Here is a 19,456-nt window from a genome sequence, read left to right as displayed (position 1 = left end):
CCGGCCAAGGTAAAGGCCGGGTCACGCCGCGCCGGCCGAGATCCCCGCCATGGCCAGGGCAAGGGCCGCATAGCGGCCGCCCTTGGCCAGGGTGACCAGGACCAGAAACACCGGCACCGGCACGCGCAGGGCGCCGGCCACCAGCACCAGCGCATCGCCGCCGGGCAGGAAGGTCACCAGCAGCGACCAGCGGCCCCAGCGGTTGAACCAGGCCTCGGCCTTGGCCATCTGCGCGCGGCTGGCGGGAAACCAGCGCCGGTCCTGAAAGCGGATGACGGCGCGGCCGCAGGCGAAGGTGATGCAGGCGCCCAGAACATTGCCCGCCGTGGCGGCGCCCCACAGCGGCAAAGCCGCCCAGCCGGCGGCAAGCATGGCAAGAAACACCGGCTCGGACGGCAGCGGCAGCGGCGAGGCGGCGGCAAGCGCCGTCAGGAACATGCCGAAAAGCCCGGTCATGCGGGGTCTGTCATCGGCGCGGGTTCATGCGGGAGGGTCCTTGCTGGCGGCCCCGGGGCAAAGCTTTGGGGCGCAGGGCTGGCTGAGGCCCGGATCCGTAAGCCGGGGCCGGGCCGCTGGCAGGCCCGATCCCGGATTGCATCACTTGGCTTCCGCCGTGGTTTCCTCGGCCGGGGCCGGGCGCGGTTCCCGCGGCGGGCGACCGATCACATCGCGCAATTCGTCCAGTTCGATGAAATTATCGGCCTGGCGGCGCAATTCGTCGGCGATCATCGGCGGCTGCGAGCGGATGGTCGAGACGACCGAAACCCGCACGCCCTGCCGCTGCAGGCTTTCCACCAGCGGCCGGAAATCGCCATCGCCCGAGAACAGCACCACATGGTCCAGGCGGGCGGCCAGTTCCATGGCATCGACCGTCAGCTCGATGTCCATGTTGCCCTTCACCTTCCGCCGCCCCTGGCTGTCGGTATATTCCTTGGCCGGCTTGGTGCGCATGGTGAAGCCGTTGTAATGCAGCCAGTCCACCAGCGGCCGGATCGGCGAATATTCCTCGTTCTCCAGCAGCGCAGTATAGTAGAAGGCACGCAGAAGCTTGCCGCGGCGCATGAATTCCATGCGCAGAAGCTTGTAATCGATGTCGAACCCCAGGGCCTTTGCCGCCGCGTAGAGATTTGACCCGTCAATGAACAGCGCAAGCCGTTCGTCTTTGTAGAACATTCCTTCATCCCCTCGAAATGTCGTCCCGCCCAAACTTCCGCTGCAACTCTCGTCTGTTAACGAGCCTTCCGGTACAAATCCGTCGGGGGAACCAAACGCAGATAGCGTCGCAGGGGCGGTCCCACAAGTGAACAATACGGTATGAAACTTTCAGGGCTTACACAAAAGTCACACGCTTTGGTTGCGATGGGCACGAATATGTCGTTTCTGGAACAGTCGCCGTCCGAAACGCTTTGGGAAGCCCTGCATAGCCTTAAGGCTTATTTCGGGCATGAAGTTCTGGCGGTCAGCCGATTCTTCCGCTCGCCCGCCTTCCCCGCCGGATCCGGTCCCGATTATGTGAACGCCGCGGCGCGGCTGGCCGGTCCCGAAGGGCGCGCGGCCGAGGATTGGCTGGCCGATCTGCACCGGGTCGAGGCGGCCTTCGGGCGCGAAAGGCGGCAGCGCTGGGGGCAGCGGACGCTGGATCTGGACCTGCTGGCGCTGGGCGATTCGGTGCGGCCCGACGCCGCGACCCAGGATGCCTGGCGCAATCTGCCGCCCGACGCGCAGCGCATCACCGCGCCCGACCAGCTGATCCTGCCGCATCCGCGGCTGCAGGACCGCGCCTTCGTGCTGGTGCCCCTGGCCGAGATCGCGCCGGACTGGACGCATCCGCGCCTGGGCCAGACCGTCCTGCAGATGCTGGCGGCCCTGCCGGCCGAAGACCGGGCCGCGCTGGTGCCGCTGTAGCCCGCCGCGGCGATTCCGCGCTTGTCAAGCGGGGCTTTCGCGCATAGATAGGCGACTTCCTAGCCCATGCGACGAAAGGTGTCCTATGGCCCGCGTGACGGTTGAAGATTGCGTTGACAAGGTCCCGAACCGGTTCGAACTGGTGATGCTGGCCGCCCATCGGGCGCGCGAGATTGCGGCCGGCGCTCCGCTGACCGTCGACCGCGACAATGACAAGAACCCGGTCGTTTCCCTGCGCGAGATCGCCGAGGAAACCCAGTCGGCCGAGGTCCTGCGCGAGCGGATGATCGAAAGCTACCAGACCCAGATCGAGGTCGACGAGCCGGAAGAAGATCAGATGGCGCTGATGATGGCCTCGGATATCGACCGGCCGGTCGTGGACGACATGTCGGAAGAAAAGCTCCTGCGTGCCCTGATGGAAGCCCAGGGCGAACATTAAGGGGGGCACGGCGCCAGGCCCGGTTCGGGCCCGGCCCGCGGAAGCGCGATGATCGACGTCGAAGACCTCATCGCGCTTGTCCGCAACTACAATCCGCGCTGCAACGCGGATCTGATCCGCAAGGCCTATCTGTACGGCCAGGCCATGCATGACGGCCAGATGCGGAAATCGGGCGAACCCTATTTCACCCATCCCGTCGCCGTCGCCGCCATTCTGACCGAACAGTCGCTGGATGACGCCACGATCATCACAGCACTTCTGCACGACACGATCGAGGACACCAGGTCCACCTATACCGAGATCGAGGCCAAGTTCGGCCATGAGGTCGCGGAACTGGTCGACGGTGTCACCAAGCTGACCAATCTGCAGCTCTCCTCCACCGAAAGCCAGCAGGCGGAAAACTTCCGCAAGCTGTTCATGGCCATGTCCAAGGATCTGCGGGTGATCCTGGTCAAGCTGGCCGACCGTCTGCACAACATGCGCACCATCCGCTCGATGCGGCCGGAAAAGCAGCAGCAGAAGGCACGCGAGACGATGGAGATCTTCGCGCCTCTGGCAGGCCGCATGGGCATGCAGTCGATGCGCGAAGAGCTGGAAGACCTGTCCTTCAAGGTGCTGAATCCCGAGGCGCGCAATTCGATTCTGCGCCGCTACCTGACCTTGCAGAAGGAATCGGGCGACGTCGTCCACAAGATCACCGGCGATATCCGGCACGAGCTGGAAAAGGCGCAGATCGAGGCGGCGGTGTTCGGCCGGGCGAAGAAGCCCTATTCGATCTGGCGCAAGATGCAGGAGAAGGATCTGGCCTTCTCGCGCCTGTCCGACATCTACGGCTTCCGGGTGATCTGTGCCACGGTCGCCGATTGCTACCGCATCCTTGGGGTGATCCATCAGCGCTGGCGCGCCGTGCCGGGGCGGTTCAAGGATTACATCAGCCAGCCCAAGTCGAACGGCTATCGGTCTATCCACACCACGGTTTCGGGCCGGGACGGCAAGCGGGTGGAAGTGCAGATCCGCACCCGCGAAATGCATGAAGTGGCCGAGGCGGGGGTGGCCGCGCATTGGTCCTATCGCGAAGGCGTGCGGGCCAAGAACCCTTTCGCAGTCGATCCGGCGAAATGGATCGCGCAGCTGACCGAAAGGCTGGATCAGGGCGATCACGACGAGTTTCTCGAAAACGTGAAGCTCGAGATGTATTCCGACCAGGTGTTCTGCTTCACGCCGAAGGGCGATGTGATCCAGCTGCCGCGCGGCGCCACGCCGCTGGATTTCGCCTATGCGATCCATACGCGGATCGGCCATTCCACGGTTTCGGCCAAGATCGACGGCATCCGCGTGCCCCTGTGGACGCGGATCAAGAACGGCCAGTCGGTCGAGATCATCACTGCCGAAGGGCAGAAGCCGCAGCCCTCCTGGGTGGATATCGTCACCACCGGCCGCGCCAAGGCGGCGATCCGGCGGTCTTTGCGCGAAGAAGACCGCGGGCGCTTCATCCGGCTGGGTCTGGAACTGGCGCGGGCGGCGTTCGAACATGTCGGGCGCAAGGCCAGCGACAAGGCTCTTGGCACCGCGGCGCGGGTGATGGGCCTGACCGATGCCGATGATCTTCTGGCGCGGCTGGGCAGTGCCGAGATCACCGCGCGGCGGGTGGTGGAGCTGCTTTATCCCGAACTGGTCCCGCCCGAGGACGAGGTGGTCGATGAAAAGCGCCCCGTCCTGGGCCTGCAGCCCGGCCAGGACATGCGCCGCGCCCCCTGCTGCCAGCCGCTGCCGGGCGAGCGGATCGTCGGCATCACCTATCGCGGCAAGGGCGTGGTCGCGCATGCGATCGACTGTCCCGCGCTTGAGGAATTCGAAGATCAGACCGACCGCTGGGTCGATCTGCACTGGAAATCGGGCCGCCATCCGGCCAGCAACACCGTCGCGCTGGATCTGACGATTTCCAACGATGCGGGCGTGCTGGGGCGGATCTGCACCCTGATCGGCGAGCAGAAGGCCAATATCTCGGATCTGCGCTTCGTCGACCGTAAACCGGATTTTTACCGGCTGATCGTTGACGTCGACCTTCGGGATGTCGAACATCTGCATATGGTCATGACCGCGCTCGAAGCCGAGACGGACGTGGCGCAGGTGTCCCGCTACCGGGATTCCTCCCGCAAGCCCTAAGGCGCCCCAGGGCGCCACGGCATCACGGAAAGGAAGACAGGTGATCTTCAAACGGCGCAGCAAACCGCCGCTGCGAGAGCGGCTGCAATCCGCGGTCTGGCCGCGGGGCGGCTGGGGGCGTGGGCTGCGCTATGTCTGGGCGCGGATGACCCGTCTGCCCGATCCACCGCATCGCATCGCGCGCGGGATCTGGGCGGGGATCTTCGTCTCCTTCACGCCGCTGTTCGGCGCGCATCTGGGTCTGGGGGCGCTGCTGGCCTGGGCAATGCGCGGCAATGTGATCGCGGCGCTGCTGGCCACGCTGGTGGGCAATCCGCTGACCTTCCCCTTCATCGCCGTGGGGTCGATCCAGCTGGGCCATCTGCTTTTGGGCAATGCGATGGATGCGCCGCCGACTTCGGATGTGCTGATCGTCTTCGCCCGGGCGGGGGCCGAGTTCTGGACCAATGTCTGGGCGATCTTCACCCCCGAACCGACGCGCTGGGAACGCCTGGAAAGCTTCTATCACGGCTATTTCCTGCCCTATATGCTGGGCGGGCTGGGGCCGGGCGTGGTTTTCGCGACGGCGGGCTATCTGGCCAGCCTGCCGATGATCCGCGCCTATCGCGAGATGCGCGACCGCCGGCGTCGCGACCGGGCAGCCCGGCGCGCGGCCCCGGGCAAGCGGCACAGCCCATAGGGGCCGGCGCAGGGGAATGGCCGGGTGACGCGGGTTCTGCGCATTTGCGCGTTGATCGCCCGGCCGAACCCCCCTATCCCCGGGGCAGAGGGTTTCCGATCCGCAGCGCGACGATTTTGATCACAACGCGCTTACCGCGCTTGAGAGCGGGCGGGTTGTGGTGCAGATCAGACGGGCGCCGCGGCGCTGAGGAAGGACGAGGCATTGGTCTTCAAACGCAGAGATCCCTTGGGTTGGGGCGCCTGGTTGCGCGAGCAGGTCTATCCGCGCTCGGGTTTCAAGCGCGCGACGCGCTATGTCATTCACCGCATGCGCCGCCTGCCCGACCAGCCGCATCGCGTGGCGCGGGGGGTCTTTGCCGGCTCGCTGGTGGGCTTCCTGCCGCTGCCGGGGCTGCAATTCGTGGCCGCCTGGCTGGCCAGCCGGGCGATCAACGGCAATCTGCTGGCGGCGCTGCTGGCCACGTTCAACACCAACCCGCTGACGACGCCCTTCTTCGCGGTTCTGGCCATGTCGCTGGGCCATTGGATCGTGGGGATCGAGGCGCCGCTGAATGCCGAATATATCGGCAAGGCCTTCGCCAATGCCGGCAGCGACCTGTGGTTCAACGTCCAGTCGCTGTTCACGTCAGATGTGGCGCGCTGGGATGGGCTGATCCAGTTCTGGCACGAAATCTACGTGCCCTATTTCATCGGCGCGCTGGGCCCCGGGATCGTGCTGTCGGCCATCGCCTATTACATCACCATCCCGCTGGTCGCCGCCTATCAGAAGGCCCGTGCGGCCAAGGCGCAGGAGCATCGCGAGAAGCGCGGCAAGCTGCGCGCCGCCCTGGCCGAGGCCGCGGCCCGGATCAAGCACCGCACCGACGAGGCCGCGGCGCGCGGGGATGCGACATCGGCGGCGCAGAATGCGGATGACGACGCCCCGGGTTCGCCCTAGGCTGATACGGTAAAAGCAGGAAAAGACGGCATGTATGTGACGGGCAAGCAGAGGCTGGGGGTCAATATCGACCATGTGGCGACGGTGCGGAACGCCCGCGGCTCGGCCTGGCCCGATCCTCTGCGCGCGGCGATCCTGGCCGAGGCCTCGGGGGCCGACGGGATCACCGCCCATCTGCGCGAAGACCGCCGTCACATCCGCGATGCCGATATGGAGGCGCTGCGGGCCGGCATTGGCATTCCCTTGAATTTCGAATGCGCCGCGACCGATGAGATGCAGGCCATCCTGCTGCGGCTGAAACCGCATGCTGCCTGCCTGGTGCCGGAAAAGCGCGAAGAGCGCACGACCGAAGGCGGGCTGGACGTCGCGGGCGATGAAAAGCGCCTGGCGGGCTTCATCGCGCCGCTGCGCGCGGCGGGCATTCGCGTGTCGATGTTCATCGGCCATCAGGCCGCGCAGATCGAGGCCTCGGCCCGGATCGGCGCCGCGGTGGTCGAACTGCATACCGGCCATTATTCCGATCTGGATGCCGAAGGCCGCGCGGAAGAGGCGGCGGCCGAGCTGGACGCCCTGCGCCGCGGCGCCGCGCTTGCGGCCTCGCTGGGGCTTGAGGTCCATGCCGGCCATGGCCTGACCTATGAGAATGTCGCGCCGATTGCCGCGATCCCGGAAGTGCGCGAGTTGAACATCGGCCATTTCCTGATCGGCGAGGCGATCTTCCGCGGCCTTGGGCCGGCGATCGAAGAGATGCGGCGCAGGATGGATGACGCGCGCGACCCGGGATAGGCCCGGGCGATGGCGGCAGAGGCAGGAAGGGGAAAGCGATGACGCATTGGAAACAGGTTGTGGTCGTGGGCGTGCTGGCGATTCTGGCCGGGCTGGTGGCGCTGATCTTTCCCTTGCCGGCCTCGCTGACGCTGAATGCCTTTGTCGGCGCCGGCCTGGTCGTGGCCGGGCTGGTCGGCCTGTTGGGCGCGCTGCGGCTGGCCGAAGGCTCGGACCGGATCTGGGGCGCGCTTCTGGGCCTGGCCGTGCTGGCGCTGGGCGCGATCATGCTGTTCAACCCGATCGCGGGGCTGCAGACCCTGACCTTCGTCTTCGCGGTGGGCTTCCTGGCCTCGGGCCTTCTGAAGCTGATGCTGGGCTGGCGGCTGGATGTGCCGGCCTGGAAATGGTCGCTGGTGCTGTCGGGGGTGATCTCGATCCTGCTGGCGGTGATGATCGTCACCGGCCTGCCGTCTTCGGCCATCGTGGTGCCCGGGATCCTGCTGGCGGTCGAGTTGCTGACCTATGGCTGGGGCCTGGTTCTTCTGGGCCTGGCCTGGAAGGAACGCGGGCAGTGATCGCCAAAGGGGCCTGCGCGTGATCCTGGGGATCGGCACGGATCTGGCGAATATCGACCGGATCGAGGCGACGCTGGCGCGCTTTGGCGACCGCTTCCGCGACCGGGTCTTCACCCCGCGCGAACAGCAGAAGGCCGAGGGCCGCCCGCGCTCGGTCGCGGCCACCTATGCCAAGCGCTGGGCCGCGAAAGAGGCCTGTTCCAAGGCGCTGGGCACCGGGCTGCGGATGGGAATCGCCTGGAAGGACATGGCGGTCACCAATCTGCGCTCGGGCCAGCCGGTCATGCATGTCACCGGCTGGGCGGCGCAGCGGCTGGCGCAGATGACGCCCGAGGGTCACGAAGCGGTGATCCATGTCACCCTGACCGATGACCACCCCTGGGCCCAGGCCTTCGTGGTGATCGAGGCCCGGCCGCTGCGGCCCGGCCCGGCTTGACTTGGGCGGCAGTGGCGCGCAAACACCCCCCGACACTGGATCAGGGGCAGGCAGATGGCGGCGAAGGCAAAATCCGAAGGCGGCATTCTTGAAACCGTCAAGACCGTCTTCTGGGCGCTGGTGATCGCGGGTCTGTTCCGCACCCTGTTCTTCCAGCCGTTCTGGATTCCCTCGGAATCGATGAAGGACACGCTGCTGATCGGCGACTTCCTGTTCGTCAACAAGATGGCCTATGGCTATTCGAAATACTCCTGCCCCTTCGCGATCTGCCCGATCTCGGGCCGGATCTTCGCCAGCGACCCCGAGCGCGGCGATGTGGTGGTGTTCCGCCATCCGGGCAACGGGTCGGATTTCATCAAGCGGCTGATCGGCCTGCCCGGCGACACGGTGCAGATGAAGGCGGGGGTCTTGTACATCAACGGCGTGGAAGTGCCGCAGCAGCCCGATGGCATGTTCGAGGAAATCTACGAGCCGCAGGGCCCGATGCGCAACCGCCCGGCCTGCCAGAACGGCGCCGTGGGCGAGGGCGCGATCTGCCAGAAGTCGCGCGCGATCGAGACGCTGCCGAATGGCGTCAAGCATGACGTGCTGAACATTCGCGACAATGCACCGGGCGACAATACCGAAGTCTTCACCGTGCCGCCGGGCCATTACTTCTTCATGGGCGACAACCGCGACAATTCCGCCGACAGCCGCTTCTCGGTGGCCGCGGGGGGCGTGGGCATGCTGCCGGCCGAATATCTGATCGGCCGCGCCGACCGGATCATCTTCTCGTCGGCCGGGTCGCGGATGTGGTATTTCTGGACCTGGCGGGCAGACCGCTTCTTCAAGGCTGTCGAGTGAGATCCCTGGCGTGAGACTGGCGGCAGAGCTTGCGGCGTTCCAGGACCGGATCGGACATCGCTTCCGCCGGCCCGAACTGCTGGTGCGCGCGGTTACCCATGCCTCGATCTCGGCGCCGAACCGGCCCGACAATCAGCGGCTGGAGTTTCTGGGCGACCGGGTGCTGGGCCTGACCATGGCCGAGGCGCTGCTGCGCGCCGATACCAAGGCCAGCGAGGGCCAGCTTGCGCCGCGCTTCAATGCGCTGGTGCGCAAGGAAAGCTGCGCCGAGGTTGCGCGGGAAGTGGGCCTGGGCGATGTGCTGAAGCTGGGCCGGTCCGAGATGCTGTCGGGCGGGCGGCGGAAAGAGGCGCTGCTTGCCGATGCGATGGAGGCGGTGATCGCCGCCGTGCATCTGGATGCCGGGTTCGAAGTGGCGCGCGACATGGTGCTGCGGCTTTGGGCCAGCCGGATCGGCACGGTCGAGGCCGATGCCCGCGATCCAAAGACCGCGCTGCAGGAATGGGCCCAGGCCCGCGGCATGCCGCCGCCCCTGTATTCCGAGACCGGGCGCGAAGGCCCTGATCACCAGCCGGTCTTCACCGTCGAGGTCAGCCTGGCCGATGGCGCGCGCGAAAGCGCCCGGGCCGGATCGAAGCGCCTGGCCGAACAGGCCGCCGCCAAGGCGCTTCTGGCGCGGCTTGAAGGCGGCTGACCGGGCCTGCGCGGGCAGGGCGTAGGCAGGGCCCCCCGGCAGGCTCTGGCATGGCTCTGGCAAATCCGGGCGGAACCCGCTATCCCTGCGGCCTTGATGATGAGGATCCCATGACCACGCGCGCCGGTTTCGTCGCTTTGATCGGAGAGCCCAATGCGGGCAAATCGACGCTTCTGAACCGGATGGTCGGGGCGAAGGTTTCGATCGTCACCCATAAGGTGCAGACCACCCGGACCCGGATCCGCGGCGTCTGCATGGCGGGCGAGGCGCAGATCGTCTTCGTCGACACGCCGGGCCTGTTCCGCCCGCGGCGCCGGCTGGACCGCGCCATGGTCAAGGCCGCCTGGGGCGGGGCGGCGGATGCCGATATCGTCGTGTTGCTGATCGAGGCGCATCGCGGGCTGACCGAAGGAGCGCAGGCGATCATCGGCCGGCTGGCCGATGAATTGCCGAAGGACCGGCCGGTGGCGCTGGCGATCAACAAGATCGACAAGGTCAAGGCCGAGGTGCTTCTGGGCCTGGCCGAGAAGATGAACGGCGCCTTCCCCTTCGCCAAGACCTTCATGATTTCAGCCGAGCGCGGCTATGGCGTGGCCGATCTGCGCGACTGGCTGGCGGGCGAGGTGCCGGAAGGCCCGTGGTTCTACCCCGAGGACCAGCTGGCCGATCTGCCGATGCGGCTGATCGCGGCCGAGATGACGCGCGAGAAGCTGACCCTGCGCCTGCATGAGGAACTGCCCTATCAGCTGACGGTCGAGACCGAGAAATGGGAAGACCTGCCCGATGGCACGACCCGGATCGACCAGGTGGTCTATGTGGCGCGCGACGGGCACAAGGGGATCGTGCTGGGCAACAAGGGCGAGACGATCAAGGCGATCGGCACCGCCGCCCGGGCCGAGATTTCCGAATTCCTGGGCCGGACCGTGCATCTGTTCCTGACCGTGAAGGTGCGGCCGAACTGGCAGGAGGAATCCGAGCGCTATTCGGAAATGGGGCTGGATTTCCGCGATGGCGATGCCTGAGGGGCGCGCGTTTTCGACGAAAACGCGCATCGGCGCCAGGGTAGAGTTTTCTTCGAAAATTCAGGCGCGGTCATGACCGCGCGGCTGGCCTCGGGGCTTTGGGTCGCGGCCTATCTGGCGCGGCTGCAGGCGGCCGCGATCCCGGCCTATGTCACCGCGCGGGGCGATGACACGGCCGGGGCGGTGGTGGTGAAACTGGCCACGCTGGACGGCCAGGCCCGCGCCTTCGAACGCCAGACCGATTTCGCCACGGGCGGCCGGCGCTGGACCGTGCTGGCCGAAGGCGCCGAGCCCGAGGTGGATGCCGTGCTGCGCCGCGGCCGCGCCCGCGACCCCGACCTCTGGCTGATCGAGATCGAAGACCGCCAGGGCCGCACCCTGCTGGACGAGCCCGGGCTTTCCGGCGACTGACCTGCGCCAAGCAGGCAACCGGCCCGCGACCGGCCCCCCTGCAATCCCCCGGTTACACATCTCCCTTAGAACAGGGCTTCGCCCCCGCATCCGGCGGGGCGCGCCTGTCCGCGTTGCGAAAGGGCCCGACACGCCGATGCCGTCCAAGCCCCGTCCCGACCTGCCGCCGTCGCCCCCCGCGGGGCACGGACAGCGGCTGCGCCACCGCAGGCGCGCCCGGCTTGACCGGCAATTCGCGCGGTTGCGCCGCAGCCTGCCCTGGATCGACGGCTGGATCGCCCATCTACAATCCGACCGCGCCGCGCTGATCCGCCTGCCGGTGGCATTGCTGCTGACGCTGGGCGGGCTGTTGTGGTTTCTGCCCATCCTCGGCCTCTGGATGCTGCCCGCCGGGCTGTTCCTGCTGGCCATCGACATCCCCGCCCTTCAGGCCCCGGTCTCGGCCTGGTCGATCCGCGCGCGGCGTTGGTGGGCGCGCCGCCGCCGCGCCTGGCGCCGCTAGGCGGGATTCTGGCGGCCCGGGCGCGGCGCCCCTGTCCCGCGTCGCCGGGGCATGCTACCGGGGCGAAACACCCCGCGCGCCCCAAGGCCCTGATGAGCAGTCCGCAGAACACCCGCCTCGGCATCTGGCTGATGATCGCCACCTCTGCCGTCTTCGCCCTGCAGGACGGGCTGTCGCGCCATCTGGGGGCGGCGACCAATGTCTATATGGTCGTCACGGTGCGCTTCTGGTTCATGGCGGTCTTTGTCACCCTGGTGTCGATGCGCAGCCCCGGTGGGCTGGGCGCGGCGGTGCGCAGCGCGCATCCCGCCATTCAGGCGCTGCGCGGCCTGCTGCTGATCGTCGAGATCTGCCTGATGGTCGTGGCCTTCGTGAAGCTGGGTCTGATCGAGACCCATGCGGTTTTCGTCTGCTATCCGCTGCTGGTCTCGATGCTGTCGGGCCCGATCCTGGGCGAGAAGGTGGGCTGGCGGCGCTGGGCGGCGGTGGGCGCGGGCTTTGTCGGCGTGCTGATCATTCTGCAGCCCGGCAGCGGGGTGTTTTCGGTCTGGGCGCTGTTCCCCTTTGCCTCGGCGCTGATGTTCGCGGTCTACGGGCTGCTGACGCGCTATGTCGCGCGCGACGATGCGCCCTCGACCAGCTTCTTCTGGGCCGGAATCGTCGGGGCCATCGCGATCACCCCCTTCGGACTGATGCATTGGCAGCCGATGGCGGCGGGCGACTGGGCGATGATGGCGGTTCTGTGCTGCACGGCGGTTCTGGGCCATTGGCTGCTGATCAAGGCCTATGACCTGGCCGAGGCCTCGGCGATCCAGCCCTTCGCCTATTTCCAGCTGCCCTTCGTGTCGCTTCTGGGTTTCCTGCTGTTTTCGGAAAGCCTGCGGATGAATGTGCTGATCGGGGCGGCGATCGTCGTGGGGGCGGGGCTGTTCACCCTGTGGCGGCAGCGGCTGCGCGAAAAGCAGGGCCGCCCCGGACTGTGACGTTGCCGCCGGCCGCGGCGGGGCGTACAAAACCGGCGCAAGACGCAGGAGATGCCCATGCCCGCCCCGAAACCCGTGGTTCTTTGCATTCTTGACGGCTGGGGCATTGGCCCGGACCCCAAGGTCTCGGCCCCCGCCCAGGCGCATGTGCCGACCTTCAACCGCCTGTGGCAGACCTGCCCGCATGCGACGCTGGTGACCTTCGGTCCCGATGTGGGCCTGCCGACCGGGCAGATGGGCAATTCCGAAGTGGGGCACACCAATATCGGCGCCGGCCGGGTGGTGGCGATGGATCTGGGCCAGATCGACCTGGCGATCGAAGAGGGCAGCTTCGCCACCAATGCCGCGCTGCGCCAGTTCATCGCGGCGATGGAGGCGTCGGGCGGCACGGTGCATCTGGCGGGGCTGACCTCTCCGGGCGGCGTGCATGCGCATCAGCTGCACATGATCGAGGCGGCGCGGGTGATCGCGGCCGAAGGCGTGCCGGTGGTGATCCATGCGATCACCGATGGCCGCGACGTGGCGCCGACCTCGGCCGCCGGTCAGGTGACGGCGCTGGCGGCGGCGCTGCCCAGGGGCGTGAAGATCGTCACCGTGACGGGGCGCTATTTCGCCATGGACCGCGACAATCGGTGGGAGCGGGTGGAACAGGCCTTCCGCGCCATGGTCTTTGGCCAGGGCCAGGCGCGGGCCGACAGCGCCGATGCGGCGATTGCCGCGGGCTATGCGGCGGGCAAGACCGATGAATTCCTGCCGGCCACGGTGATCGGCGATTATGCCGGGATGAAGGATGGCGACGGGCTGTTCTTCCTGAACTTCCGCGCCGACCGCGCGCGGGAAATCCTGGCCGCCATCGGCGATCCGGGCTTCAACGCCTTCGATTGCGGCCCGCGCCCGGCCTTGGCCGCGCGGCTGGGCATGGTCGATTATTCCCAGGCGCATAATGCCTATATGACCTCGATGTTCCCCAAGCAGGATATCGTGAACACGATCGGCGAATGGGTGGCAAAACACGGGCTGACCCAGTTCCGCCTGGCCGAGACCGAGAAATACCCGCATGTGACCTTCTTCCTGAATGGCGGCCGCGAGGCGCCGTTCCCGGGCGAGGACCGTTTCATGCCGAAATCGCCCAAGGTCGCGACCTATGACCTGCAGCCGGAAATGAGCGCGCCCGAAGTCAGCGACCAGTTCGTGGCGGCGATCGAGAAGGGCTATGACCTGATCGTGGTCAACTATGCCAATCCCGACATGGTCGGGCATACCGGCAGCCTGCCGGCGGCGATCAAGGCCTGCGAGGCGGTGGATCAGGGTCTGACCCGGGTTGTGGCGGCTTTGGAAAAGGCCGGCGGCGCGATGATCGTCTGCGCCGATCATGGCAATTGCGACGTGATGGTCGATCCGGTCACCGGCGCGCCGCATACCGCGCATACGACCAATCCGGTGCCGGTGATCCTGGTCGGCGGGCCGGCGGGCGCCAGCCTGAAGCCGGGCCGGCTGGCCGATCTTGCGCCGACGCTGCTGCAGCTGATGGGCCTGCCCCAGCCGTCCGAGATGACCGGCAAAAGCCTGATCGCATGATCCTGCGCGCCGCCCTTCTTGCGCTGCTGGTCAGCGCCGCCGCGGCGCGGGCCGAGACAGTGGCCGAACAGGCCGCCCGCGCCTCGGCCGATCTGACGGCGGCGGTCGCGGCCCTGCAAGAGGCCTCGGGCGCGCGCGACCGGGTGGCCGCGCTGACCCAGACGATTCGCGCCTATGAGCAGGGGCTGGCGGCGCTGCGCGAGGCGATGCGCCAGGCCGAATTGCGCCAGGCGACGCTGCGGCTGTCCTTCGAGGCCAAGCGCGAGGAAATCGGCCAGCTGGTCGCGGTTCTGGCGCGGATGGAACAGAATCCGGGGCCGCTTTTGTTGCTGCATCCCGAAGGGCCGCTGGGCACCGCCCGGGCCGGGATGATGCTGGCCGAGGTGACCCCGGCCCTGCAGGCCGAGGCCGAGGGGCTGAAGGCCGAATTGCAGGAAATGGCCGATCTGCGCGCCCTGCAGGGCCAGGCGGGCGCCATGCTGGGTAAGGGGCTGCAGGCCGCGCAAGAGGCGCGGACCGCGCTGTCCAAGGCGATCTCGGACCGCACCGATCTGCCCAAGCGCTTTACCGAAGACCCCGAGGTGCTGAAATCGCTGCTGGAATCGGCCGATACGCTGGATGCTTTCGCAGCCGGCCTGTCGGCCGATGGCAACCCCGATGCGCCGGTGGCCCAGCCCTTTGCCAGCGCAATGGGCCGGCTGCCCCTGCCGGTTCTGGGCACGCTGATCCGCATGCCCGACGAGGCCGATGCCGCCGGTGTCCGCCGCCCCGGCATGACGCTGGCCACCCGGCCCCGCGCGTTGGTCACCGCGCCCTGGCCGGCGACGATCCGCTATCTGGGCCCGCTGCTTGACTACGGAAATGTGATCGTGATCGAGCCCGGAGACGGGTATCTGATGGTTCTCGCCGGCCTGGGAACGCTTTACGGCCAGGTGGGCGAAGTCGTCCCGCAGGGTGCGCCGCTGGGCCTGATGGATGGCACCGACAGCGCGGCGGCCGAAGTGGCCGCAGCCTCGGGCGAGGGGACTGGCGCGGATGGATCGGAAACGCTTTACTTGGAACTGAGATTGGGCGCCTCGCCCGTGGACCCGACGGAATGGTTCGCCGCGACCGCCACGACCGGAGAATGAGATCGCAATGAAGAAACTCGTCTTGGCCGCCCTGGGCGGTTCGCTTGCCGGCGTGATCCTGACCAGCCAGGTGGGCCCCCTGATCGCCGAAGAGGCGAAGCGGGACAGTTCTGTCTATGAACAGCTTGACCTGTTCGGCGACATTTTCGAGCGAATCCGCGCCCAATATGTCGAGCCGGTCGATACCACGAAGCTGGTCGAAGCCGCGATCAACGGCATGCTGACCTCGCTTGACCCGCATTCCTCGTACCTGTCCGCGAAGGATTTCGAGGATATGCAGGTGCAGACCAAGGGCCAGTTCGGCGGGCTGGGGATCGAGGTCACCCAGGAAGACGGCTTCGTGAAGGTGATCTCGCCCATGGACGGCACGCCCGCCGACAAGGCCGGGATCAAGGCCGGCGATTACATCACCCATGTGAATGGCGAGGCGATCCTGGGCCTGACGCTGGACCAGGCGGTCGATCTGATGCGCGGCCCGATCGGGTCCGAGATCATCATCACCGTGGTGCGCAAGGGCACGCCCGATCCGTTCGACGTGTCGATCATCCGCGACACGATCAAGCTGACCGCGGTCAAGGGCCGGGTGGTCGGCAATGTGGCGGTGCTGCGCATCACCACCTTCAATGACCAGACCACGCCGGGGGTGCGCGACGAGCTGAAGAAGGCGATTGACGAGCTGGGCGGCAAGGACAAGCTGGAAGGCGTGGTGATCGACCTGCGCAACAATCCGGGCGGTCTGCTGAACGAGGCGATCTCGGTTTCCGACGATTTCCTTGATTCGGGCGAGATCGTCTCGACCCGGGGCCGCGATCCCGCCGAGGGTGAGCGGTTCAACGCCAAGCCCGGCGATCTGATCGACGGCAAGCCGATCGTGATCCTGATCAATGGCGGCTCGGCCTCGGCTTCGGAAATCGTCACCGGCGCCTTGCAGGATCACCACCGCGCCATCGTGGTGGGAACCAAAAGCTTTGGCAAAGGCTCGGTCCAGTCGCTGATCCCGCTGAAGGGCGATGGCGCGATGCGGCTGACCACGGCGCGCTATTACACGCCCTCGGGCCGGTCGATCCAGGCGCTGGGGATTTCGCCCGATATCGTGGTGAAACAGCCCGACCCGCCGCCGGCCGACCCGGCGCAGGATCCGGCCAGCGAGACGGCCGCCAAAAGCCGCAGCGAGGCCGATCTGCGCGGCGCGATCACCAATGACTCGATGACCGAGGACGAGAAGAAGCTGTATCTGGAAGAGCAGGCGGCGGCCGAGGAATCGGCCAAGCTGCGCGACGAGGATTATCAGCTGGCCTATGCCGTCGACATCCTGAAGGGGCTGACGACGCTTGCCCCCACCGAAAAGCCCTGAGGCGGGGATGGACAAGGATCTGCCCTATCGCCCCTGCGTGGGCGTGATGCTGATGAACCGCGAAGGCCGCGTCTTCGCGGGGCGCCGGATCGACAATCCGGGCCCCGCCTGGCAGATGCCGCAGGGCGGGATCGACCCGGGCGAAAAGCCGTCGGACGCGGCCTATCGCGAATTGTGGGAAGAGACCGGGGTCACCCGCGATCTGGTCGAGAAGGTTGCCAAGACCCACGGCTGGGTGACCTATGACCTGCCGCCCGAATTGCTGGGCAAGGTCTGGGGCGGCAAGTATCGCGGGCAGAAGCAGAAATGGTTCCTGTTCCGCTATCTGGGCAGCGACGATCAGATCCGCATCGACACCGAGCATCCCGAATTCGCCGAATGGTGCTGGATCGATGTCGACGAGATGGTCGCGGCGATCGTGCCCTTCAAGCGCGCCGTCTATGAGGAAGTGGTCAAAAGCTTCCGCGCCCATCTGGCCTGAGCCGTCGACCAAAGCGTGCCGGCCGCCCGGCGCCGCTTTGCGGGCCGGGCTTGACGGCGCGCGGGGCTTCGCCCAAGCCTTGGCGCGCAGGGCAGGGAGGGGTTCGTGATCGCAGCCGACTGGATCGCCGCCGATTGGGGCACGTCGAACCTGCGGGTTCGGGCGATCGGCGCCGATGGCGCGGTGCTGGCCGAGGCCGCCTCGGATGAGGGCATGGGCCGGCTTTCGCCCGACGGGTTCGAACCGGCGCTGCTGCGGCTGGTGGACCCCTGGCTGGGGCCCGGCGTGACGCCGGTCTATGCCGCGGGCATGGTGGGCGCCCGGCAGGGCTGGATCGAGGCGCGTTATCGCGCCGTGCCCTGCACACCCCTGGATCCGGCCGCTTTGGTCGAGGCGCCGGTGCGCGACAAACGCCTGCGGGTCTTCATCGCGCCGGGCCTGTCGCAGGCGAAACCCGCCGATGTGATGCGCGGCGAGGAAACCCAGATCGCCGGCGCCCTGGCGCTGGCGGGCGGGAAAGATGCCGGTGACGGCGTCTATTGCCTGCCCGGCACCCATTCGAAATGGGCCCATGTCAGCGCGGGCGAAGTGGTCAGCTTTCAAAGCGTCATGACCGGCGAGATCTTCGCGCTTCTGTCGCAGCAGTCGGTCCTGCGCCATGGCATGGCCGAGACCGACGAGGGCGCCGAAGGCGCGGGTGAGGCGTTTCTGGACGCCCTGTCCGAAACCCTGTCGCGCCCCGAACGACTGGCCGCGCGGCTGTTTTCCATTCGGGCCGAGGGGCTTTTGACCGGGCTTGCCCCGGCGCTCGCCCGCGCGCGCCTGTCAGGCCTGCTGATCGGCGCCGAACTGGCCGCCGCCAAACCCTATTGGCTGGGCCAGCCGGTCACGCTGATCGGCTCGGCCGGGCTGTCGGCCGCCTATGCCAGGGCGCTTGCCGCCCAGGGCGTCACGCCCCGCACTCTTGATGTCGCGGCCTGCACGCTTGCGGGCCTGTCCACCCTTCGCCGCCCGAGGCCGCTATGACCCATCGCCCGCTGATCGCCATCCTGCGCGGCCTGACCCCGCCCGAGGCCCTTCCAGTGGCCGAGGCGCTGATTCAGGCCGGGATCACCCGCATCGAAGTGCCGTTGAACTCGCCGCATCCGGTGACCTCGATCGCCGCCATGGCGGGGGCCTTCGGCGCCCATGCCCAGATCGGCGGCGGAACTGTGCTGACGGTCAAGGACGTGGGCGAGGTGGCCGATGCCGGCGGGCGGCTGGTGGTTTCGCCCAACATGGACCCCGAGGTGATCGCGGCCACCCGCGCCAAGGGGATGGAAAGCTGGCCGGGGGTGATGACGCCCAGCGAATGTTTCGCGGCGCTGAAGGCGGGGGCGACGGGGCTGAAACTGTTCCCCGGCAGCCTGATCGGCCCCGAGGGGCTGAAGGCGATCCGCGCCGTCCTGCCGCGGGGCACCCAGGTCTATGCCGTGGGCGGGGCCGGACCGTCGAATTTCGGCGCCTGGCTGGCGGCCGGGGCCGATGGTTTCGGCATCGGCACGGCGCTGTACACGCCCGGCCTGTCTCCGGCCGAGGTGGGCACCCGGGCCCGGGCCGTGGTTGCCGCATGGGAGCAGGCGCGATGATCTTTGACGACCGGCGGTGCGAGCTGGGCGAGGGGCCGCTGTGGCAGCCGGACCGGCAGATGCTGTGGTGGTTCGACATCCTGCACCGCCGGCTTCTGGGCCGCGGCCCCGATGGCGCGGTCGGGTTCGACATGCCCGAGATGGTGTCGGCCATGGGGCGGGTGACGCGCGATCTGGCGGTGGTGGCGGGCGAAAGCGGGCTGTGGCGGGTGCGGCTGGACGATGGCGAGGCGCGGCTGTTCGCGCCCGTCGCGGCGGGCCAGCCCGAGACCCGCTCGAATGACGGGCGGGCCGACCGGCAGGGCGGCTTCTGGTGGGGCACGATGGGCAAGCGCGGTGGCGACGATCCGGGCCGCGGCGCGATCTGGCGCTGGTACCGGGGCGAGACGCGCTGCCTGTTTCCCGGCCTGACCATCCCGAATGCGATCTGTTTCGCGCCCGACGGGCGGGCGGCGCATTTCGCTGATACGGTCCAGGGCAAGGTCTGGCGCGTGGCGCTGGATGCCGAGGGCTGGCCCGCGGCCGCGCCGCAGCTGTTTCTGGATCTGGCGCCGCAGGGGCTGAACCCCGATGGCGCGGTGATCGACGCGGCGGGGCGGATGTGGATGGCGCAATGGGGCGCGGGGCGTGTGGCCTGTTACGGGCCGGATGGCCGCCTTGTGCAGACCGTGCCGGTCGGCGCGCCGCATTCCTCGTGCCCGGCCTTTGGCGGGCCAGATCTGACCACGCTTTACGTGACCACCGCGCAGGAAGGCATGACGCCCGACCAGTTGGCCGCCTGCCCCGATGCCGGCTGTGTCTTTGCGATTGACGGCGTGGCACAGGGGCTGGAAGAGCCGCGCGTGCGGCTGGACTGACACAGATCGCGCGCGGGCCGCGCCTGCGATTGCTGCGGCGCGACAGGGCCGTTGCCGCAGCTGCAG

The 19,456-nt window shown here is 67.8% G+C and carries 23 protein-coding genes; 21 read left to right on the top strand and 2 right to left on the bottom strand.

The window, feature by feature from the left end; translation table 11 throughout:
- Window positions 1–21: 21 nt before the first annotated feature.
- A complete protein-coding gene (locus K1Y73_RS02145) occupies window positions 22–456 on the bottom strand; it encodes a YqaA family protein (protein WP_225026271.1) in 435 nt (144 codons plus the stop codon).
- Between the two features lie 141 nt (window positions 457–597).
- On the bottom strand, window positions 598–1,173 hold the full coding sequence (locus K1Y73_RS02140) for a LabA-like NYN domain-containing protein (protein ID WP_225026270.1): 576 nt from the start codon (window positions 1,171–1,173) through the stop codon (window positions 598–600).
- 141 nt (window positions 1,174–1,314) lie between these two features.
- Here K1Y73_RS02140 and folK point away from each other — a divergent pair, with 141 nt between their 5' ends.
- The 21 genes from folK to K1Y73_RS02035 all read left to right on the top strand — a co-directional run bounded on the left by folK (window position 1,315) and on the right by K1Y73_RS02035 (window position 19,390).
- Window positions 1,315–1,905 (top strand): 2-amino-4-hydroxy-6-hydroxymethyldihydropteridine diphosphokinase, encoded by a 591-nt coding sequence (gene folK / locus K1Y73_RS02135; RefSeq protein ID WP_318248211.1) that lies wholly within the window; start codon window positions 1,315–1,317, stop codon window positions 1,903–1,905.
- Between the two features lie 85 nt (window positions 1,906–1,990).
- Entirely contained in the window at window positions 1,991–2,344 is a 354-nt protein-coding gene (gene rpoZ / locus K1Y73_RS02130) for a DNA-directed RNA polymerase subunit omega (RefSeq protein ID WP_225026268.1), read from the top strand.
- 48 nt (window positions 2,345–2,392) lie between these two features.
- Complete coding sequence (locus K1Y73_RS02125; RefSeq protein ID WP_225026267.1) at window positions 2,393–4,510, top strand: RelA/SpoT family protein; 2,118 nt, start codon at window positions 2,393–2,395, stop codon at window positions 4,508–4,510.
- A 40-nt stretch (window positions 4,511–4,550) separates the two neighbouring features.
- On the top strand, window positions 4,551–5,189 hold the full coding sequence (locus K1Y73_RS02120) for a DUF2062 domain-containing protein (RefSeq protein ID WP_225026266.1): 639 nt from the start codon (window positions 4,551–4,553) through the stop codon (window positions 5,187–5,189).
- Window positions 5,190–5,393: 204 nt separating this feature from the next.
- The gene (locus K1Y73_RS02115) at window positions 5,394–6,128 is read left to right on the top strand and encodes a DUF2062 domain-containing protein (protein ID WP_225026265.1); all 735 of its coding nucleotides are present in this window, start codon (window positions 5,394–5,396) and stop codon (window positions 6,126–6,128) included.
- 30 nt (window positions 6,129–6,158) lie between these two features.
- Window positions 6,159–6,914, top strand: a complete 756-nt coding sequence (locus K1Y73_RS02110) for a pyridoxine 5'-phosphate synthase (protein ID WP_225026264.1) — start codon at window positions 6,159–6,161, stop codon at window positions 6,912–6,914.
- 38 nt (window positions 6,915–6,952) lie between these two features.
- Window positions 6,953–7,471: an HdeD family acid-resistance protein gene (locus K1Y73_RS02105; RefSeq protein ID WP_225026263.1), complete on the top strand. Its 519-nt coding sequence runs from the start codon at window positions 6,953–6,955 to the stop codon at window positions 7,469–7,471.
- 19 nt (window positions 7,472–7,490) lie between these two features.
- Complete coding sequence (gene acpS, locus K1Y73_RS02100) at window positions 7,491–7,907, top strand: holo-ACP synthase (protein ID WP_225026262.1); 417 nt, start codon at window positions 7,491–7,493, stop codon at window positions 7,905–7,907.
- Window positions 7,908–7,961: 54 nt separating this feature from the next.
- Window positions 7,962–8,750 (top strand): signal peptidase I, encoded by a 789-nt coding sequence (gene lepB / locus K1Y73_RS02095; RefSeq protein WP_225026261.1) that lies wholly within the window; start codon window positions 7,962–7,964, stop codon window positions 8,748–8,750.
- A gap of 10 nt (window positions 8,751–8,760) precedes the next feature.
- A complete protein-coding gene (gene rnc, locus K1Y73_RS02090) occupies window positions 8,761–9,444 on the top strand; it encodes a ribonuclease III (RefSeq protein WP_225026260.1) in 684 nt (227 codons plus the stop codon).
- Window positions 9,445–9,554: 110 nt separating this feature from the next.
- Window positions 9,555–10,466, top strand: a complete 912-nt coding sequence (gene era / locus K1Y73_RS02085) for a GTPase Era (RefSeq protein ID WP_225026259.1) — start codon at window positions 9,555–9,557, stop codon at window positions 10,464–10,466.
- Window positions 10,467–10,538: 72 nt separating this feature from the next.
- A complete protein-coding gene (locus tag K1Y73_RS02080; protein WP_225026258.1) occupies window positions 10,539–10,877 on the top strand; it encodes a DUF1491 family protein in 339 nt (112 codons plus the stop codon).
- A 136-nt stretch (window positions 10,878–11,013) separates the two neighbouring features.
- Entirely contained in the window at window positions 11,014–11,379 is a 366-nt protein-coding gene (locus K1Y73_RS02075) for a hypothetical protein (protein WP_225026257.1), read from the top strand.
- A gap of 92 nt (window positions 11,380–11,471) precedes the next feature.
- Window positions 11,472–12,362, top strand: coding sequence for a DMT family transporter (locus tag K1Y73_RS02070; RefSeq protein ID WP_225026256.1), 891 nt, complete (start codon window positions 11,472–11,474; stop codon window positions 12,360–12,362).
- A 57-nt stretch (window positions 12,363–12,419) separates the two neighbouring features.
- A complete protein-coding gene (gene gpmI, locus K1Y73_RS02065; RefSeq protein WP_225026255.1) occupies window positions 12,420–13,940 on the top strand; it encodes a 2,3-bisphosphoglycerate-independent phosphoglycerate mutase in 1,521 nt (506 codons plus the stop codon).
- Window positions 13,940–15,070: a murein hydrolase activator EnvC family protein gene (locus K1Y73_RS02060; protein WP_225026377.1), complete on the top strand. Its 1,131-nt coding sequence runs from the start codon at window positions 13,940–13,942 to the stop codon at window positions 15,068–15,070. The genes gpmI and K1Y73_RS02060 overlap by 1 nt, the downstream gene beginning before the upstream one ends.
- A gap of 7 nt (window positions 15,071–15,077) precedes the next feature.
- Window positions 15,078–16,424 carry a S41 family peptidase gene (locus tag K1Y73_RS02055; RefSeq protein WP_225026254.1) on the top strand — a complete coding sequence of 449 codons (1,347 nt, stop codon included), beginning with the start codon at window positions 15,078–15,080 and terminating at the stop codon, window positions 16,422–16,424.
- Window positions 16,425–16,431: 7 nt separating this feature from the next.
- On the top strand, window positions 16,432–16,905 hold the full coding sequence (locus K1Y73_RS02050; RefSeq protein ID WP_225026253.1) for an RNA pyrophosphohydrolase: 474 nt from the start codon (window positions 16,432–16,434) through the stop codon (window positions 16,903–16,905).
- 108 nt (window positions 16,906–17,013) lie between these two features.
- Entirely contained in the window at window positions 17,014–17,931 is a 918-nt protein-coding gene (locus K1Y73_RS02045; RefSeq protein ID WP_225026376.1) for a 2-dehydro-3-deoxygalactonokinase, read from the top strand.
- Window positions 17,928–18,533: a 2-dehydro-3-deoxy-6-phosphogalactonate aldolase gene (locus tag K1Y73_RS02040; protein ID WP_225026252.1), complete on the top strand. Its 606-nt coding sequence runs from the start codon at window positions 17,928–17,930 to the stop codon at window positions 18,531–18,533. Before K1Y73_RS02045 ends, K1Y73_RS02040 begins: the two co-directional genes overlap by 4 nt.
- The gene (locus K1Y73_RS02035; protein ID WP_225026251.1) at window positions 18,530–19,390 is read left to right on the top strand and encodes an SMP-30/gluconolactonase/LRE family protein; all 861 of its coding nucleotides are present in this window, start codon (window positions 18,530–18,532) and stop codon (window positions 19,388–19,390) included. Before K1Y73_RS02040 ends, K1Y73_RS02035 begins: the two co-directional genes overlap by 4 nt.
- Window positions 19,391–19,456 lie beyond the last annotated feature (66 nt).

The organism is Xinfangfangia pollutisoli (assembly GCF_020179405.1).
GTDB classification, from domain to species: Bacteria; Pseudomonadota; Alphaproteobacteria; order Rhodobacterales; family Rhodobacteraceae; genus Pseudogemmobacter; species Pseudogemmobacter pollutisoli.
The sequence above is the reverse complement of the archived record's forward strand: the minus strand, read 5'-3'. Positions and strand labels throughout refer to the sequence as shown.